The organism is Flavobacterium sp. ACN2 (genome assembly GCF_002303885.1).
Lineage (GTDB): Bacteria > Bacteroidota > Bacteroidia > Flavobacteriales > Flavobacteriaceae > Flavobacterium.
The window spans coordinates 1-15,620 of the sequence record NZ_MRCM01000032.1 but is presented as its reverse complement, the minus strand read 5'-3'; the positions used below and the strand labels follow the sequence as shown (position 1 = coordinate 15,620).

General features: G+C 33.2%; 13 protein-coding genes. 6 read left to right on the top strand and 7 right to left on the bottom strand.

The features are described 5' to 3' along the window. The first annotated feature begins 337 nt into the window (after positions 1-337). Positions 338-1,957 (top strand): alkaline phosphatase PafA, encoded by a 1,620-nt coding sequence (gene pafA / locus BSF41_RS23335; RefSeq protein WP_095931878.1) that lies wholly within the window; start codon positions 338-340, stop codon positions 1,955-1,957. Between the two features lie 124 nt (positions 1,958-2,081). Here pafA and ald read toward each other — a convergent pair whose 3' ends face one another. Then, positions 2,082-3,200, bottom strand: a complete 1,119-nt coding sequence (gene ald / locus BSF41_RS23330; RefSeq protein ID WP_095931877.1) for an alanine dehydrogenase — start codon at positions 3,198-3,200, stop codon at positions 2,082-2,084. A 201-nt stretch (positions 3,201-3,401) separates the two neighbouring features. Here ald and BSF41_RS23325 point away from each other — a divergent pair, with 201 nt between their 5' ends. Continuing rightward, on the top strand, positions 3,402-3,860 hold the full coding sequence (locus BSF41_RS23325; protein ID WP_073416996.1) for an Lrp/AsnC family transcriptional regulator: 459 nt from the start codon (positions 3,402-3,404) through the stop codon (positions 3,858-3,860). A gap of 64 nt (positions 3,861-3,924) precedes the next feature. On the opposite strand, the gene BSF41_RS23320 is transcribed toward BSF41_RS23325, so the two are convergent. Beyond that, positions 3,925-5,373: a glyceraldehyde-3-phosphate dehydrogenase gene (locus tag BSF41_RS23320; RefSeq protein WP_095931876.1), complete on the bottom strand. Its 1,449-nt coding sequence runs from the start codon at positions 5,371-5,373 to the stop codon at positions 3,925-3,927. A gap of 201 nt (positions 5,374-5,574) precedes the next feature. Then, the gene (locus BSF41_RS23315) at positions 5,575-6,975 is read right to left on the bottom strand and encodes a trypsin-like peptidase domain-containing protein (RefSeq protein ID WP_095931875.1); all 1,401 of its coding nucleotides are present in this window, start codon (positions 6,973-6,975) and stop codon (positions 5,575-5,577) included. A gap of 161 nt (positions 6,976-7,136) precedes the next feature. On the opposite strand from BSF41_RS23315, the gene dapF reads away from it, so the two are divergent. The 4 genes from dapF (at position 7,137) to BSF41_RS23295 (ending at position 10,664) form a co-directional block, all read left to right on the top strand. Then, positions 7,137-7,919 (top strand): diaminopimelate epimerase, encoded by a 783-nt coding sequence (gene dapF / locus BSF41_RS23310; protein ID WP_095931874.1) that lies wholly within the window; start codon positions 7,137-7,139, stop codon positions 7,917-7,919. 36 nt (positions 7,920-7,955) lie between these two features. Continuing rightward, a complete protein-coding gene (locus BSF41_RS23305; protein ID WP_095931873.1) occupies positions 7,956-8,489 on the top strand; it encodes a GNAT family N-acetyltransferase in 534 nt (177 codons plus the stop codon). A gap of 10 nt (positions 8,490-8,499) precedes the next feature. After that, positions 8,500-9,540, top strand: coding sequence for an endolytic transglycosylase MltG (gene mltG / locus BSF41_RS23300; protein WP_095931872.1), 1,041 nt, complete (start codon positions 8,500-8,502; stop codon positions 9,538-9,540). 485 nt (positions 9,541-10,025) lie between these two features. Continuing rightward, a complete protein-coding gene (locus BSF41_RS23295; protein WP_095931871.1) occupies positions 10,026-10,664 on the top strand; it encodes a peptidoglycan-binding protein LysM in 639 nt (212 codons plus the stop codon). A gap of 124 nt (positions 10,665-10,788) precedes the next feature. Here the strand turns inward: BSF41_RS23295 and scpA are convergent, their stop codons facing one another. The 4 genes from scpA to udk all read right to left on the bottom strand — a co-directional run bounded on the left by scpA (position 10,789) and on the right by udk (position 15,429). Next, positions 10,789-12,915 (bottom strand): methylmalonyl-CoA mutase, encoded by a 2,127-nt coding sequence (gene scpA / locus BSF41_RS23290; protein ID WP_172426969.1) that lies wholly within the window; start codon positions 12,913-12,915, stop codon positions 10,789-10,791. A gap of 45 nt (positions 12,916-12,960) precedes the next feature. After that, positions 12,961-14,325 (bottom strand): methylmalonyl-CoA mutase subunit beta, encoded by a 1,365-nt coding sequence (locus BSF41_RS23285; protein ID WP_095931870.1) that lies wholly within the window; start codon positions 14,323-14,325, stop codon positions 12,961-12,963. A 14-nt stretch (positions 14,326-14,339) separates the two neighbouring features. Next, complete coding sequence (locus tag BSF41_RS23280) at positions 14,340-14,672, bottom strand: septum formation initiator family protein (protein WP_095931869.1); 333 nt, start codon at positions 14,670-14,672, stop codon at positions 14,340-14,342. Between the two features lie 148 nt (positions 14,673-14,820). Beyond that, complete coding sequence (udk, locus tag BSF41_RS23275) at positions 14,821-15,429, bottom strand: uridine kinase (RefSeq protein WP_095931868.1); 609 nt, start codon at positions 15,427-15,429, stop codon at positions 14,821-14,823. Positions 15,430-15,620 lie beyond the last annotated feature (191 nt).

Here is a 15,620-nt window from a genome sequence, read left to right as displayed (position 1 = left end):
TCAAAGTGGTCGACTAAAAAATCAGGAAGCATAAATTTTAAAAGCTCTATAGGATCCATCTTAAATTCTTAGAGTACAAATCTCTTATTTTATTTTGACATTCCTCCCCAAGATTTGTTCTTGATCCCTTTTGCGGGGCACGAAGGGCTTCTTTTTTCCATACGCATCCATCCGCAAAAGATCAGCGGACAGCACGGCCCGGAGGGAAACGACATTGGCATTAGAAAGCTTGAGCTTATAAGTGTTAAATTATAGACAATTGTTGGCTGTTAAATATTGATACTTTAGACTTTTTGGATTTGAATGAGTATTTTTGTGTTTAAATTACTTTTTAAACATGAAGAAAAATATTTTATTGTTAGCCCTTCTTGCTGTTACAGGCTTAAGTGCACAACAACGTCCAAAGTTAGTCGTGGGTATAGTTGTCGATCAAATGAAAATGGAATATTTATATCGTTTTTCAGATGATTTTTCTCCAAATGGCTTTAAAAGACTAATGAATGATGGATTTACTTTCCAGAATATGCATTACAATTATATGCCAACTTATACTGCTCCTGGACATGCTTCAATCTACACAGGTACAACTCCAGCGACTCACGGAATTGTAGGTAACGAATGGTTTAGCAGAACGCTTGGTAAAGAAACGTACTGTACTGACGATGCTAGTGTTAAAACAGTAGGTGATGGTACTGCAGAAGAAGGTGCTATGTCTCCAAAAAACCTTCAAAGCACTACAATTACTGATGAAGTTAGAATGGCTACTAATTTTACTGGAAAAGTTATCGGAATGAGTTTAAAGGATCGCGGTGCTATATTACCAGCTGGTCATTTTGCTAATTGGGCATTTTGGTACAGTAAAACGGGGTCTTTTATTTCTAGTACTTTTTATGGAGAGAAATTACCTGAATGGGTTACCGAATTCAATAATGAAAAAAACTACTTAAAATATATTAATAAAGGTTGGGATTTATATAAACCAGCTTCTGTTTATAATGAAAGTCTTCCAGATAATAATCCGTATGAAGGGAAATTATATGGAAGTGCTTCTCCAGTTTTTCCATACGATTTAAAATCTATGTATGAGAAAAATGACGCTGGTGTTATTAGAGCGACGCCTTTCGGAAACGATTTGTTAGCTGAATTTGCAAAAAGAGCTATTGAGAAAGAAGAATTGGGTAAAGACAACATTACAGACTTTTTGACTGTAAGTTTTTCTTCTACAGACTACGTTGGGCACTTGTTAGGGCCAAGATCTATGGAACTTCAAGATACTTACTTGAGATTGGATCAAACCATTGCTGATTTTTTAGCATATCTTGATAAAACGGTTGGTAAAGGAAATTATTTACTTTTCTTAACCGCTGATCACGCTGGTGCAGAAAATGTAATTTATCTTAAAGACCGTAAGTATAATGTAGATAATTACCCTTCTAAAGAGGTTAAGAAAAGCTTACAGGAATTTTCGACTAAGACTTTTGGAGTAGATTTAGTTCAAAATTATTCAAACTTTAATGTGTTCTTCAATAAGCAAATTATTAAGGATAAGAAATTGGATCTTGATAAAGTTAAAGATGCTTTTAAAAAGTTTTTAATTACTCAGCCACAAGTTAAAAAAGTTTATACGGAAGAGGAAATTTTAGCTAATGCTGGAAATGATTATGCTCTTAATTTTGTAGCAAAAGGATATGACGTTACACAAAATGGTGATTTAGTTATTGTAGATAAACCTGGAATGATAGAATATACACCAACAGGAACATCACATGGAACAATTTATAGCTACGATACACATGTTCCTGCTATTTTTTATGGTTGGCACATCAAAAAAGGAGAATCTTACGATAAAAAAGCTATTACAGAGATTGCTCCAACAATAGCGCAGAAAATTAAAGTTACGTTTCCAAATGGAACAGAAGCGAAAGTTATGACTGAAGTTCTAGATAGTAAAAAATAGAAAAAATATAATACTTTGAAAACCTGTCTTCATGACAGGTTTTTTTATGGCATAAAAAAAGGCTTTTCAATTAAGAAAAGCCTTTTGTAATAGTGACTTAGTAAGCACTTGTTTAAGTATTAGCCTATGCGTTTGCTAATACTATTTCTTCGTTAAAAGGTAAATTCCAAGCTTCTGCAACTCCTTTGTAAAGGATTTTTCCATTTGCTACGTTTAACCCTTTATTTAGTTCTTCATTTTCAGCACAAGCTTTTTCCCATCCTTTATTTGCTAATTGTACAGCATATGGCAAAGTTGCGTTTGTTAAAGCTAAAGTAGAAGTGTAAGGTACAGCTCCTGGCATATTAGCTACACAATAGTGAACGATATCGTCGATAATGAAAGTTGGGTTTTCGTGAGTTGTTGGAGTACAAGTTTCAATACATCCTCCTTGGTCTACCGCTACGTCAACAACAACAGTTCCTGGACGCATTAATTTTAGCATATCACGAGTAATTAAGTGAGGTGCTTTTGCTCCTGGAATTAAAACTGCTCCAACAATTAAGTCAGCATCTTTAATTGCTCTTGTAATATTGTAGTGATTAGACATTTCTGTGTTTACGTTTGCTGGCATGATGTCATCTAACTGACGTAAACGTGGTAAGCTTAAGTCCATAATGGTAACTTGAGCACCTAAGCCAGCAGCCATTTTAGCAGCTTGAGTTCCTACGATTCCTCCACCTAAAACTAATACTTTTGCTGGTGGAACACCTGGAACACCTCCTAAAAGAATTCCTCTTCCTTTTAATGGTTTTTCAAGGTATTTTGCTCCTTGTTGGATTGCCATACGACCAGCAACTTCAGACATTGGAACTAATAATGGTAAGCTTCTGTCTGTTTTTTCTACAGTTTCATAAGCTAAACATACAGCTCCTTTTTCTAACATTGCATGCGTCAATTCTTCAGAAGAAGCAAAGTGGAAGTAAGTAAATAATAATTGATCTTTTTTGATCAATGGATATTCAGAAGCAATTGGCTCTTTTACTTTGATGATCATTTCAGCGATAGCGTAAACTTCTTCGATAGTTGGTAAAACAACTGCACCAGCTTCAGCATATTCTGCATCAGCAAAACCGCTTCCTAATCCAGCAGTAGATTGAACATAAACTGTATGTCCGTGTTTTTTCATTTCAGAAACACCTGCAGGAGTTAAGGCAACTCTGTTTTCATTATTTTTTATTTCTTTAGGAACACCTATTATCATTTTGTTATATTTTTTTGTTTTTACTGAAATTGTTTTACAAATCTACAGATAGAGAATAAATTATGGTTTAACGCATAATAAATAAGAAAATATTATTTTATTTTTTACTTTTACAGAAAAATATTCTGTTTAGAAGCATATTTTATTCTTTAAAAAGAAAAAATGACTAAATCGGACTAATTTTAATAAAACGTTTTCGTTATGGCTTTAGATGAAATTGACAAAAAAATCCTACGTCTATTACAGGAAGATGCGCACTACACTTTAAAAGACATCGCAAACAAAATAAATTTGTCTTTAACGCCTGTTCATGATCGGGTGAAACGTCTTGAAAAAGATGGAATTATAGAAAAATATGTGACGCTTTTAGATAAGAAAAAACTTGGAAATAATTTGACCGTTTATTGTCAAGTTACGCTGACAAAACAGACTTATGATACTTCGGAAGGATTTAATCAGTCGATTTTGAATTTGCCTGAAGTTGTAGAATGCAATTATGTTTCAGGAAACTTCGATTATATGCTGAAAATCATAATTCCAGACATGGAAAGTTACCATCATTTTCACCAGAAAAAATTATCAATACTACCTGAGGTTTCACTAATAAATACCGTTTTTGTAATTTCAGAAGTAAAGAGTACTACTGTTCTTCCTATTTAAACTAAAATAAAAAACCATCAAGAAAATCCTGATGGTTTTAAGAAAAAAAGTTAGTTTGGTTGAATTAATAATAAGTATAACGTCTTACTTTGGCAATATATTTTGCTAAGCGAATTACTTGATGACTGTAACCATATTCGTTATCGTACCAAATATACAGTACAATGTTTTTTCCATCTTTTGAAACAATTGTTGCATTACTGTCATAAATAGATGGAGCAGAAGTTCCTACTATGTCAGACGAAACCAATTCGTTATTCAAAGAATATTTTATTTGCTCTACCAGTTCTCCTTCGAGGGCATACTTCTTCATGATTTTATTGATTGCCGTAATAGAGGTAGGTTTCTTAACTTCTAAATTTAAAACAACAAGAGATCCATTAGGAACAGGAACGCGAATCGCATTCGAAGTTAATTTGCCTTCTAACGACGGTAAAGCTTTTGCTACAGCGCTTCCTGCTCCAGTTTCGGTAATTACCATGTTTAAAGCTGCAGCTCTTCCGCGACGGTATTTTTTGTGCATATTATCAACCAGATTCTGGTCGTTGGTATAGGCATGAATGGTTTCTAAATGTCCTTTTACAACCACAAGAGTTTCTTCAACTACTTTTAAAATTGGAGTTATGGCATTTGTTGTGCAAGAAGCGGCAGAGAAAATATTTACTTCATCAGGATTAAAATCGTTATGATTCACACCATGTACAATATTTGGAACACCTTTTCCTGGAGCAGTTAACAAAACTTTATTTGCTCCGTTTGAGGTTAAATGTCTTTTTAATGCTTCTTCTGTTGTAAATGCGCCAGTATTATCAATAACTAAAGCGTCATTAATTCCGTATGCGGTATAATCAATCTCTTCTGGCGAATTGGCAGTAATGATATGAACGGTTGTTCCGTTTATAATTAAAGCATTATTTTTAGCATCGGCTATCACAGATCCTTGAAAATCGCCGTGAATGGAGTCGTATCGCAATAGAGAAGCTCGTTTCTCTAAGCTTGATGCATCATTTTTATCGCGGGTTACAATTGCTCTTAATCGCAACTGATTTCCTTTTCCTGTTTTCGACATTAGCTCTCTTGCCAATAAACGTCCAATTCTTCCAAAGCCATATAAAACAACATCTTTTGGTTTGATTTCTTTTGAAGATTTTGCTTTTTTCAGTTTATCAATAACAAAATATCTTGCATCGGGATATTTTTCATCTTCTAAACGATACTCGTAAGTTAGTTTTCCTAGATCTATCTTTGCTGGCGGAAGATCTAATGATAAAACCACTTTTGCAATCTCGACAGAATCGAATATTGTAATTGGTTTTCCAACAAATTCACCAGCATATTGATGAAGATTGATAATATCGCTAACGTTTTTATCCAATAATTGATTTTTGAATAAAACCATCTCGATTGATTTGTCATACCATAAATCGCTTATGACTTTAATTAATTCGACACCTGCTTTTCTTCGGTCGACTTGTAAGGATACCTCTTTTTGGTACAATGATTTGTTACTCATAATTGAAAAAATAAAATGCTCACTATTTTAAAATTTGGCGCAAAAGTATCTATTTCAATCGATTTCGTAAACTATTTTAGCATTTATTTTTGAAAATAAAAAAGCCACCTTAATTTTCTTAAGATGGCTTTTTTGAAGTTTTCAGTCGCAGTCACAGTTTGCAGTTTTTAGTAACCGAAAACTGTGACCGAAAACAGAGACTTAAATTATAATTCTGAAAATCTCTCCGTTTCTGTTGATCATTTCAATTCTTACGCTTTGTCCTTCGTCTTTTTTGCTCAAAAGTTTAGAAACAGTTTCAACGTTGGTTGCTTTTACATTATCAATACTTAGAATAATATTTCCTAGTAGTTCGTTTTGATATTGCATTAAATTTTCATTGCTGATGTTTTTAATTTTAACACCATAATCAATTCTGAATTTTTTCTTGTCAGCAGCATCAATGTTTTCTAATTCAATTCCTTTAAATTCGGCACTGTAAAACTCATTTTTGCTTAACGTTACAGGAACTGTTTTGGTTTTTCCTTCTTTAATATAAGTTACTTTTACAACATCGTTTGGACGTTTTGTATTGATATAACCTGATAAATCTGCATAAGTTGCAATATTTTGGTCATCCAATTTTACGATAATGTCACCTTTTGTTAAACCAGCTTTTTCTGCACCTGAGTTTTTAGAAACTCTATTAATATAGAATCCTTGTGTTTCTGTTACTCCCAATTCTTTAGAAGCCGTTGCATTTAATTCACCTCCTTCAACACCAAGAATACCTCTTTGAACATTTCCGTATTCCATAATATCCTCAATAATTTTACGAGCAATATTAGAAGGAACCGCAAAAGAATATCCAACATAAGAACCTGTCATAGAAGAAATCATGGTATTGATTCCAATTAATTCTCCTCTAGCATTTACTAACGCTCCACCACTATTACCTGGGTTTACAGCAGCGTCAGTTTGTATGAAAGATTGAATGCCGCTTTGGTCTAAATTTCTGGCTTTCGCCGAAACAATTCCAGCAGTTACTGTTGAAGTTAAATTATACGGGTTTCCAACTGCCAATACCCATTCTCCAACTTTCACATTATCAGAATTGGCAAAAGCAGTGTATGGAAGTTTCTCATCGGCATTGATTTTTAAAAGAGCAATATCCATTTTAGAATCAGTACCAATTAACTTCGCTTTGTATGATTTTTTATTGTTTAAAGTGATTTCAATTTCTGTAGCGTCTTTAATTACGTGATTATTAGTCACAATGTACCCGTCTTCAGAAATAATTACACCAGAACCAGTTCCTACTTGTTCTTGTTGTTGCTGTCCGCCGTATCCGTAGAAAAACTCAAGCATCGGATTGCTTACGGTTCTTCTCGAAACATTTTTTACGTGAACAACAGTGTGGACAGTTTTGTCTGCGGCTTCGGTAAAATCTAGTATTTCAGCGCCTAAACCAACATTTTTTCCATAAGAGTTAGGGGCAAGAGTTACAACAGAATTTCCTTTTCCAAAAAAAGAATTGTTGCTTTCAAATAATAACTTGTAAGCACCAAGAGTAATAGCGCCACTTAATAATGATACTAAAAATAAGGCTGAAAATCTTTTCATATTAGAATTTGTAATTAAGTTATTAGAATTTAAGTTTCATGTTTTATTTAACGTAAAATTACTTCAAAAAATTATTTGGAAAAACGGTTTAACGCTCTTTAACAATGATTAACATTTCATTAATTAATAGTTCGTACTTTTGTATTTCTAACAACTAAAAAATGCAAGTAGAATTTTATAAATATCAAGGCACAGGAAATGATTTTGTAATGATTGATAACCGTTCTAATTTCTTTCCAAAAGACGATGTTAAACTTATTGAGCGTCTGTGTGACAGACGTTTCGGAATTGGAGCTGACGGATTAATCCTTTTAGAAAATGATACCGAAACCGATTTTAGAATGGTCTATTACAACTCGGATGGAAACCAAAGTTCGATGTGCGGAAATGGAGGTCGTTGTCTTGTTGCTTTCGCTAATCAATTGGGAGTAATTGATGATAAAACGACTTTTATCGCGACAGATGGTTTGCATCATGCTTCAGTAAATAATGATTCGATTGTTTCCTTACAAATGATAGATGTTAATGAAATCCAGAAAAAAGATTCTTATACGTTCCTAAATACAGGTTCTCCTCATCATGTTCAGATTGTGGATGATTTGGAACATTATAATGTAAAGGAGAACGGAGCCGCAATTCGTTATGGTGAATTGTACGGAGAAAAAGGCAGTAATGTCAATTTTGTAAAAAAGGTAGATAACGATACTTTTTCTTTAAGAACATACGAAAGAGGCGTTGAAGATGAAACTCTTGCCTGTGGAACTGGCGCAACTGCAGTTGCAATTGCTATGAATGCAATTGGAGAAACAGATAAAACTTCAATAAACTTAAATGTTGAAGGCGGAAAACTTGTCGTTTCTTTTGATAAAGATAATGATGGTTATACAAATGTTTTCTTAACAGGACCTGCAAAATTTGTATTCAAAGGCACAATTGAGATTTAAATCTAAAATCTACAATCAAAAATCTAAAATTGTAAAATGATAACATTAAAAGGCGATTCCATTTATCTACGTGCTCTTGAACCTCAAGATTTAGAGTTTATTTACTCTATAGAAAATGATGAAAATATCTGGGAAGTTAGCAATACGCAAACTCCTTATAGCCGTTTTTTGATTAAACAATATTTAGAAAATGCCCATCAAGATATTTATGAAGCAAAACAGCTTCGTTTAGCAATCTGTCAAGACGAAGATTTTCCTGCTATCGGATTGATTGATTTGTTCGATTTTGATCCGAGAAATAATAGGGCAGGTATAGGTATTGTGATTCAGAAAGAAGAAAATCAGGGGAAAAACATTGGATCTGAGGCTTTAGAGCTTTTAATAAAGTATTCTTTTTACAATTTAAATCTCCATCAATTGTATGCAAATATTGGTGTTCAAAATGTAGCCAGTCTTGCACTTTTTACTAAATTTGGTTTTAAGAAAATCGGAATCAAAAAAGACTGGATTTTGTATCATAACCACTATCATGATGAAGCAATTTATCAGTTAATTAATAAACAAATTTAAATTTTAAGCTTTGAGTCTAAAGAAAATAATCACAATAAGTGCCGTAGCCATTATTTCAGTTCTATTGATATATGGTTTTATTTTAGTAAGTAAAATTTTTAGTTCTAATACTAAATTTGAAGAGAAAGAAATATATGTTTACGTGCCTACAGACGCTAGTTATGCCGATGTAAAGAAAATATTAGCACCTTATATTAAGAATTTTGACAACTTTGAAATGGTTGCTGAAAAAAGAGATTATCCGCAAAATGTAAAATCGGGTCGTTTTCTTTTAAAGAAAGACATGAACAACATCGATCTAGTTCGTGCAATGCGTTCTAATATTCCGGTTAAGTTAGTTTTTAATAACCAAGAACGTTTAGAAAACTTTGCTGGAAGAATTGGAAAAGAAATCGAAGCTGACAGTTTATCCTTAATGAAAGCTATAAAAGATTCTACATTTTTAGCCGCAAACGGATTCAATGAAGAAAACGTCTTTGCAATGTTTATTCCAAATACATATGAAATTTATTGGAATACATCGGCAGAGAAGTTCCGTGATAAAATGATTAAAGAATATAATAATTTCTGGACGGCTGATAGAATCGCTAAAGCAAAAGCGCAAGGATTAACTCCGGTTCAAGCCACAATTTTAGCATCAATTGTACATAAAGAGTCCGTTAAAAAAGACGAAAGACCTCGTATTGCTGGTGTTTATTTAAACCGTTTGCGTTTAGAAATGCCATTACAAGCAGATCCAACAGTTATTTATGCTTTAAAATTGAGAGATAACGATTTTGATCAAGTTATTAAAAGAGTTTTTTATAATGATTTAGTTATGAGATCTCCATATAATACTTACGTAAACAAAGGACTTCCTCCAGGACCAATTGCAATGCCAGATATTACAGCTTTAGAAGCAGTTTTAAACCCAGAAAAGAACGATTATATTTATTTCTGTGCAAGTGTTGACCGTTTCGGATATCACGAGTTTGCGGCAACATTGGCAGAACATAATGTAAACGCAAAAAAATATTCAGACTGGATCGCAAGTCAGGGCGTAACAAGATAACTTTGTTTGTCTTAATAATATTAAAAAACCGAAGCCAATTTTGCTTCGGTTTTTTTGTTTTCTTTTTGAGGTGAAAATGTCCTTTAGAACTAAAATTTATCAAATTGCTATTTTGACGATTTTACAGTTTATCGTAATAAAAAAATAAACATTTATTAATGAGGAATTTTATAAAATTCGAAAATTGCTTTTCAAGATTTGCATAAAAAATCATAATTTTAACGTAAGGTAATTCTTTCTTTTTTGCTAAAAAAGCTTAAAATTTATATAAAATACGATTTTTTTTGACCTCATTTTTCAGTTTTTGAGGCCAAAAAAATAAGCTTCAAATCTATCGGAAACCACTATCATAACTGGGATGATCGCGATTTACGTTTTTACGTAAAAAACGCTAAAGCATTGGTTTTTAGTATATTTTTGAAATAACTTATCTTTGCACCGTAGAAATTTCAAGAGGGTGACAGCGTCTTGAAGAAAAACAATTTATGATAAAGAAATGGTATTTTTATGCGAGTTTAGTCGTTATTATTACATTTTTAAGTTTGGGATTTATTCCCTCAGAAAAAGAAACCAAACCTTGGTTTTTAATTGAAAAAACAGATGGATCAGAATATATTTTTCCATCAAAAGAAAAGGATGATTATCCGAACACCAACGTCCCATACACAGGAAATCATCTAATAGGATTTAAAGAGGCAGTAGCTTTTAAAGAATCACAAGGGCAATACAGACTAGTAAATTCTCTTGGCTATATGGGTAAATATCAATTTGGTTCTAAAGCTTTAAGAGCAATCGGAATTAATGATAATAAAGCCTTTTTAAAAGATCCTGCTCTACAAGAAAAAGCTTTTATAGCTTTGTTAGCCAAAAACAAATGGATTTTACGTTACGAAATCGAAAAGTATCAAGGTAAAATTATCAGTGGTATTGAAATTACCGAATCTGGAATTTTAGCGGCAGCGCATTTAGGTGGTGCAGGTTCTGTAAAGAATTTTTTCAAAAACAAAGGAAGCAGACATTTTAGAGATGCTTTCGGGACTTCTTTGAAAAGCTACATGAGAGATTTTGCAGGTTACGATCTTTCTTTTATAGAAGCAGATAGTAACGCAACAGTAAACGACTAAATTAAAAGAGGTTGTTTCACAATTGTGAAACAACCTCTTTTTCTATTTTATTTCTTTTGTCTCGAAATCTTTATTCATTTTTCCAAAGTATTAATAGCTGAGAAATGTGACTGAGACTGTAAACTTAATCTATTAAAGCTTCTAAGATTTTTATAGCTGCTTCGCTTATTTTAGTTCCAGGTCCAAAAACGGCTGATGCTCCGGCATCGAACAAGAATTGATAGTCCTGAGACGGAATAACACCACCTACAATTACCATTATATCTTCGCGTCCATGTTTTTTTAGTTCTTCTATTACTTGCGGAACTAATGTTTTATGACCAGCAGCAAGAGATGAAACGCCCAAAATATGAACATCATTTTCTACCGCCTGTTTTGCTGCTTCTGAAGGAGTTTGAAATAACGGACCTATATCAACATCAAAACCTACATCGGCATAACCTGTTGCAACTACTTTTGCACCTCGGTCGTGACCGTCTTGTCCCATTTTGGCAATCATAATTCTAGGACGTCTACCTTCTTGTTTAGCAAAAACATCTGCTAGTTGTTTTGCTCGCTCAAAATTTTCGTCATTTTTTATTGCTGCACTATACACTCCGCTAAAAGATTTGATTTGTGCTTTAAAACGGCCAAAAATGGTTTCCAATGCATTACTAATTTCGCCTAATGTTGCTCTGTTTCTCGCAGCTTCAACGGCAATTTCCAGTAAGTTGCCTTGTCCAGTTTGTGCACAAAGGATTAATTTTTCTAGTGATTGATTTACTTTTTCAGAATCTCTGGTTCTTTTTATTTCTTCCAGACGTTCAATTTGCTGTTTACGAACCAATTGATTGTCTACATCGAGAATATCTAACGGATCTTCTTTTTCTAAACGATATTTATTTACGCCAACAATAATATCTTGTCCGCTGTCAATTCTTGCTTGTTTTCTCGCAGCTGCTTCTTCAATTCGAAGTTTCGGAATTCCAGCTTCGATCGCTTTTGTCATTCCGCCAAGTTCTTCAACTTCTTCAATTAGCTTCCATGTTTTTTCAACAATATCGTTTGTCAGACTTTCAAGATAATAACTTCCAGCCCAAGGATCTACTGTTTTAGTAATTTTGGTTTCTTCTTGAAGAAATATTTGTGTATTTCTAGCAATTCTCGCAGAAAAATCTGTTGGAAGCGCAATAGCTTCATCTAAAGCATTGGTATGTAAAGATTGTGTTCCGCCAAAAACCGCTGCAGAAGCTTCTATACAAGTTCTCGCCACATTATTAAACGGATCTTGTTCTGTTAAGCTCCATCCACTAGTTTGGCAGTGTGTTCTTAAGGCTAAAGATTTATCGCTTTTTGGATTGAACTGTTTTAATAATTTAGCCCAGATCATGCGGCCAGCTCTCATTTTGGCAATTTCCATAAAATGATTCATTCCGATTGCCCAGAAGAAAGATAATCTTGGAGCAAAATCGTCAATTGTCATCCCAGTTAATAATCCAGTTCTGATGTACTCTAAACCATCGGCCAAAGTATAAGCCAATTCAATATCGGCGGTTGCTCCAGCTTCTTGCATGTGGTAGCCAGAAATGGAAATAGAATTGAATTTTGGCATTTTCTTGCTCGTAAATTCAAAAATATCTGCGATTATTTTCATTGAAGGAGTCGGAGGGTAGATGTAGGTATTTCTCACCATAAACTCCTTTAAAATATCGTTTTGGATCGTTCCTGTCAATTTTTCGGGACTAACGCCTTGTTCTTCTGCAGCAACAATGTAAAAAGCCATAATAGGTAAAACAGCTCCGTTCATGGTCATAGAAACCGACATTTCGTCTAATGGAATCTGATCGAAAAGCACTTTCATGTCTTCAACAGAATCAATTGCAACACCTGCTTTTCCAACATCACCAACGACTCTTTCGTGATCTGAATCGTAACCGCGATGAGTTGGCAAGTCAAAAGCAATGGAAAGTCCCTTTTGTCCTGCGGCTAAATTTTTTCTATAAAAAGCGTTGCTTTCTTCTGCTGTAGAAAATCCCGCATACTGGCGAATGGTCCATGGACGTCTCACATACATGGTAGCGTATGGTCCGCGCAAATTGGGTGCAAAACCAGCTCCGAAATCAAGAAATTCTAAATCTTCGATATCTTTCTCCGAATAGTTTTTTTTGATTTCGATTCCTTCGGCAGTCGTAAAGTTGTCAGAACTAAAATTAACTTTTGGTTCCTGACTTTTAACTTCTAGCTTTATATGTTTAAGGTCTTTTCTAATCATTGAGACACTTGTTTTTGAATTTGTAATTAATTACGGTTGAGATTATTATTCAAGCTCCAATCTTTCTTGCTCCATTTTCTCAGCCAATCTTTTTTCAATAATTGGCGTAATTAATGTTTTTCTTGGTTTGATTTTTACAAAAGGAAACAATTCTAAATCATGTTTCATTCGGTCTTCTTTGTTTGGATATTTGTTAGTTCCTAAAAGAATCTCTTTTTTAGAATCGAATAATTCCTGCTCTTTATTGGCACTTTCTTGAATCTTCTTTTTGATGGTTCCATCATTTAAAAGTTTTATGAAACCGCCATTGGCTTCAATTTCTTTAAATAATGCCAAACTTTTTTCTGCCAATTGCATAGTCAAACTTTCGATATAATAACTTCCATCGGCTGGATTGTCTACTTTGTCAAAATAACTTTCGTGTTTTAAAATCAAAAGCTGATTTCTGGAAATTCGGTCTCCAAATTCATTGTCTTTGTGGTACAATGCATCATAAGGTAAATTGGCAATTGCATCGGCTCCTCCCAAAATTGCCGACATGCATTCGGTTGTGGTGCGAAGCATATTGACATTATAATCGTAAATCGTTTTATTACGTTTTGTTGGTGTTGCCAATATATGACATTCGATTTTTGAATTGTATTCTTTAGCAATTAAATCGAAAAGCATTCGAAACGCACGAAGTTTAGCAATTTCAAAGAAATAATTTGTTCCAACAGAAACCTGAAAAACAATAGATTTTGCAGTATCGAAGAAACGATTTAAATATTCGTTTGCATGCGCTAAACTATAAGCAATTTGCTGCGTAATATTGGCTCCGGAATTTTGATACAACCCTAAATCTACACTAAGCAGATTTAAATTGGCCGTATTTTTAAAGAGTAGATCTAAAGTGTCAAAATTATTTTTCTCCGAAGTTGTAAACCAATTTCCTTCTCTTGCGAGTTGTCCGATTGGATCAAAATTGCAATAGAATTTAGCTTTTTTCTGGATTGAAATAGTATCTAATTTTTTAACGAAATCGATTGAGATAAAATTGAAATTAAAGTAAACCGTTTTGTTTTCTAAAGGAAGATTTTCTAATAATTTTTGAACATCAATTTTATCGTTTTCAATTGTAAAACGAAGGCTTTCTGCACCTCTTTCTAAAGTGTTTAAAGCACGTTCGATAGATTTTTCTACATCGAAAACAAAGATATTTTGGCAGATTTTAAAATCTGAGGCTTGCGTATTTACATTTGCTGCTTTTGTAAATTCGTCGCTGTGATAAAAAGGTTTTACCTGAATATCTTCTGGAGAATTCCAAATAACAGTCTGATTGTAATCGGCTCCATCTAATTCAAACTGAATTTTTTGTTTCCATTGTTTGGATGAAATCGGATTAAAATCGTCGAATAGGTTAGTGGCCATTGTATTTTGTTTGATTATTCTTTTTCTTGAATCGTGTCTCCTTCAAATTGAATGATATAAATATCCTCGCTGTCTTTTTTCATGAAATACTTTTCGCGAGCGTATTTCTCAATTTGTTCAGGATTTTTGAGCTGTTTGATCTGCTCTTGATCTTTTTTGATCTCGTCCTGATAATACTTTTTATTATCCTCAAGTTCATGAATTTGCTCATCTAAAAAGCGATGATCAAAATAGGAGTAATTGTCTAGAAATAACATCCAAACAATAAAAAATAGCAAAACCCAAACGTATTTGTTTCCTAGGTATTTGAACCATTTTCTGTCTTTGTATGGAATTTTAAATTTCATTTTTAAACTAATATTTCTTTTGAATTTGAGTGTTGTCTTTAGCCCCGATAGTAGTGAAAATCCTTTTGTGCCGGGGTTCGGCACAAAAGATTATAACGAATAGCGGGAATCAGCTCCTAATTATTATGGTTTAAATTTACGATAAAAATTATGAAATTCTCTGATTAATTACAGCGCGAACTACATCTATTGCTACCGTATTGTATTTGTCATTCGGGATAATAATGTCTGCAAAAGCTTTAGAAGGTTCTATAAATTGCTCATGCATAGGTTTTAAAGTAGTTTGGTAACGGTTTAAAACTTCATCAATATCACGTCCTCTTTCTGAAATATCTCTTTTTAAACGACGAATTAATCTTTCATCAGAATCGGCGTGAACAAAAACTTTAATATCAAACATATCTCTCAATTCAGGATTTGTTAGAATTAAAATTCCTTCTACAATCATTACTTTTCTAGGATGTGTCGAAATGGTATCGTCTGTTCTGTTATGCTGAATAAAAGAATAAACAGGTTGGTCAATTGTTTCGCCTGCTTTTAGCGCTTTTAAATGCTTAACCAATAATTCGAAATCAATTGCTCTTGGATGATCAAAGTTGATTAATGCTCTTTCGTCAAACGATAAATTATCAGTTTGTTTATAATAAGAATCTTGAGAAATTACCCCAACTTCTGTATGTGGCAATTCGTTCATGATTTGGTGTACTACTGTTGTTTTTCCACTTCCTGTTCCTCCTGCAATTCCTATAATGAGCATAAATTTGATGTTATAATTTGTTTCGCAAAAATAATAATTTAACTGAATCGCTAAACATTTAATATAATTTAACCATATAAGTAACGTAAGTAAAATTAAGCTAGAAAATGTTTAAACAAAATGTTACTTAACTGAAATTATTGCCGTTATATTAATAAAAGACCGAATTATTTCTTTTAAACCATTTAAGC

What these genes read in the sequence shown, in the direction of transcription:
- BSF41_RS23285 (WP_095931870.1), bottom strand. Translation starts at nt 14,325, where the DNA reads ATGGCCACTAACCTATTCGACGATTTTAATCCGATTTCATCCAAACAA.
- BSF41_RS23320 (WP_095931876.1), bottom strand. Translation starts at nt 5,373, where the DNA reads ATGAGTAACAAATCATTGTACCAAAAAGAGGTATCCTTACAAGTCGAC.
- BSF41_RS23295 (WP_095931871.1), top strand. Translation starts at nt 10,026, where the DNA reads ATGATAAAGAAATGGTATTTTTATGCGAGTTTAGTCGTTATTATTACA.
- pafA (WP_095931878.1), top strand. Translation starts at nt 338, where the DNA reads ATGAAGAAAAATATTTTATTGTTAGCCCTTCTTGCTGTTACAGGCTTA.
- BSF41_RS23305 (WP_095931873.1), top strand. Translation starts at nt 7,956, where the DNA reads ATGATAACATTAAAAGGCGATTCCATTTATCTACGTGCTCTTGAACCT.
- BSF41_RS23280 (WP_095931869.1), bottom strand. Translation starts at nt 14,672, where the DNA reads ATGAAATTTAAAATTCCATACAAAGACAGAAAATGGTTCAAATACCTA.
- dapF (WP_095931874.1), top strand. Translation starts at nt 7,137, where the DNA reads ATGCAAGTAGAATTTTATAAATATCAAGGCACAGGAAATGATTTTGTA.
- BSF41_RS23325 (WP_073416996.1), top strand. Translation starts at nt 3,402, where the DNA reads ATGGCTTTAGATGAAATTGACAAAAAAATCCTACGTCTATTACAGGAA.
- BSF41_RS23315 (WP_095931875.1), bottom strand. Translation starts at nt 6,975, where the DNA reads ATGAAAAGATTTTCAGCCTTATTTTTAGTATCATTATTAAGTGGCGCT.
- ald (WP_095931877.1), bottom strand. Translation starts at nt 3,200, where the DNA reads ATGATAATAGGTGTTCCTAAAGAAATAAAAAATAATGAAAACAGAGTT.
- scpA (WP_172426969.1), bottom strand. Translation starts at nt 12,915, where the DNA reads ATGATTAGAAAAGACCTTAAACATATAAAGCTAGAAGTTAAAAGTCAG.
- udk (WP_095931868.1), bottom strand. Translation starts at nt 15,429, where the DNA reads ATGCTCATTATAGGAATTGCAGGAGGAACAGGAAGTGGAAAAACAACA.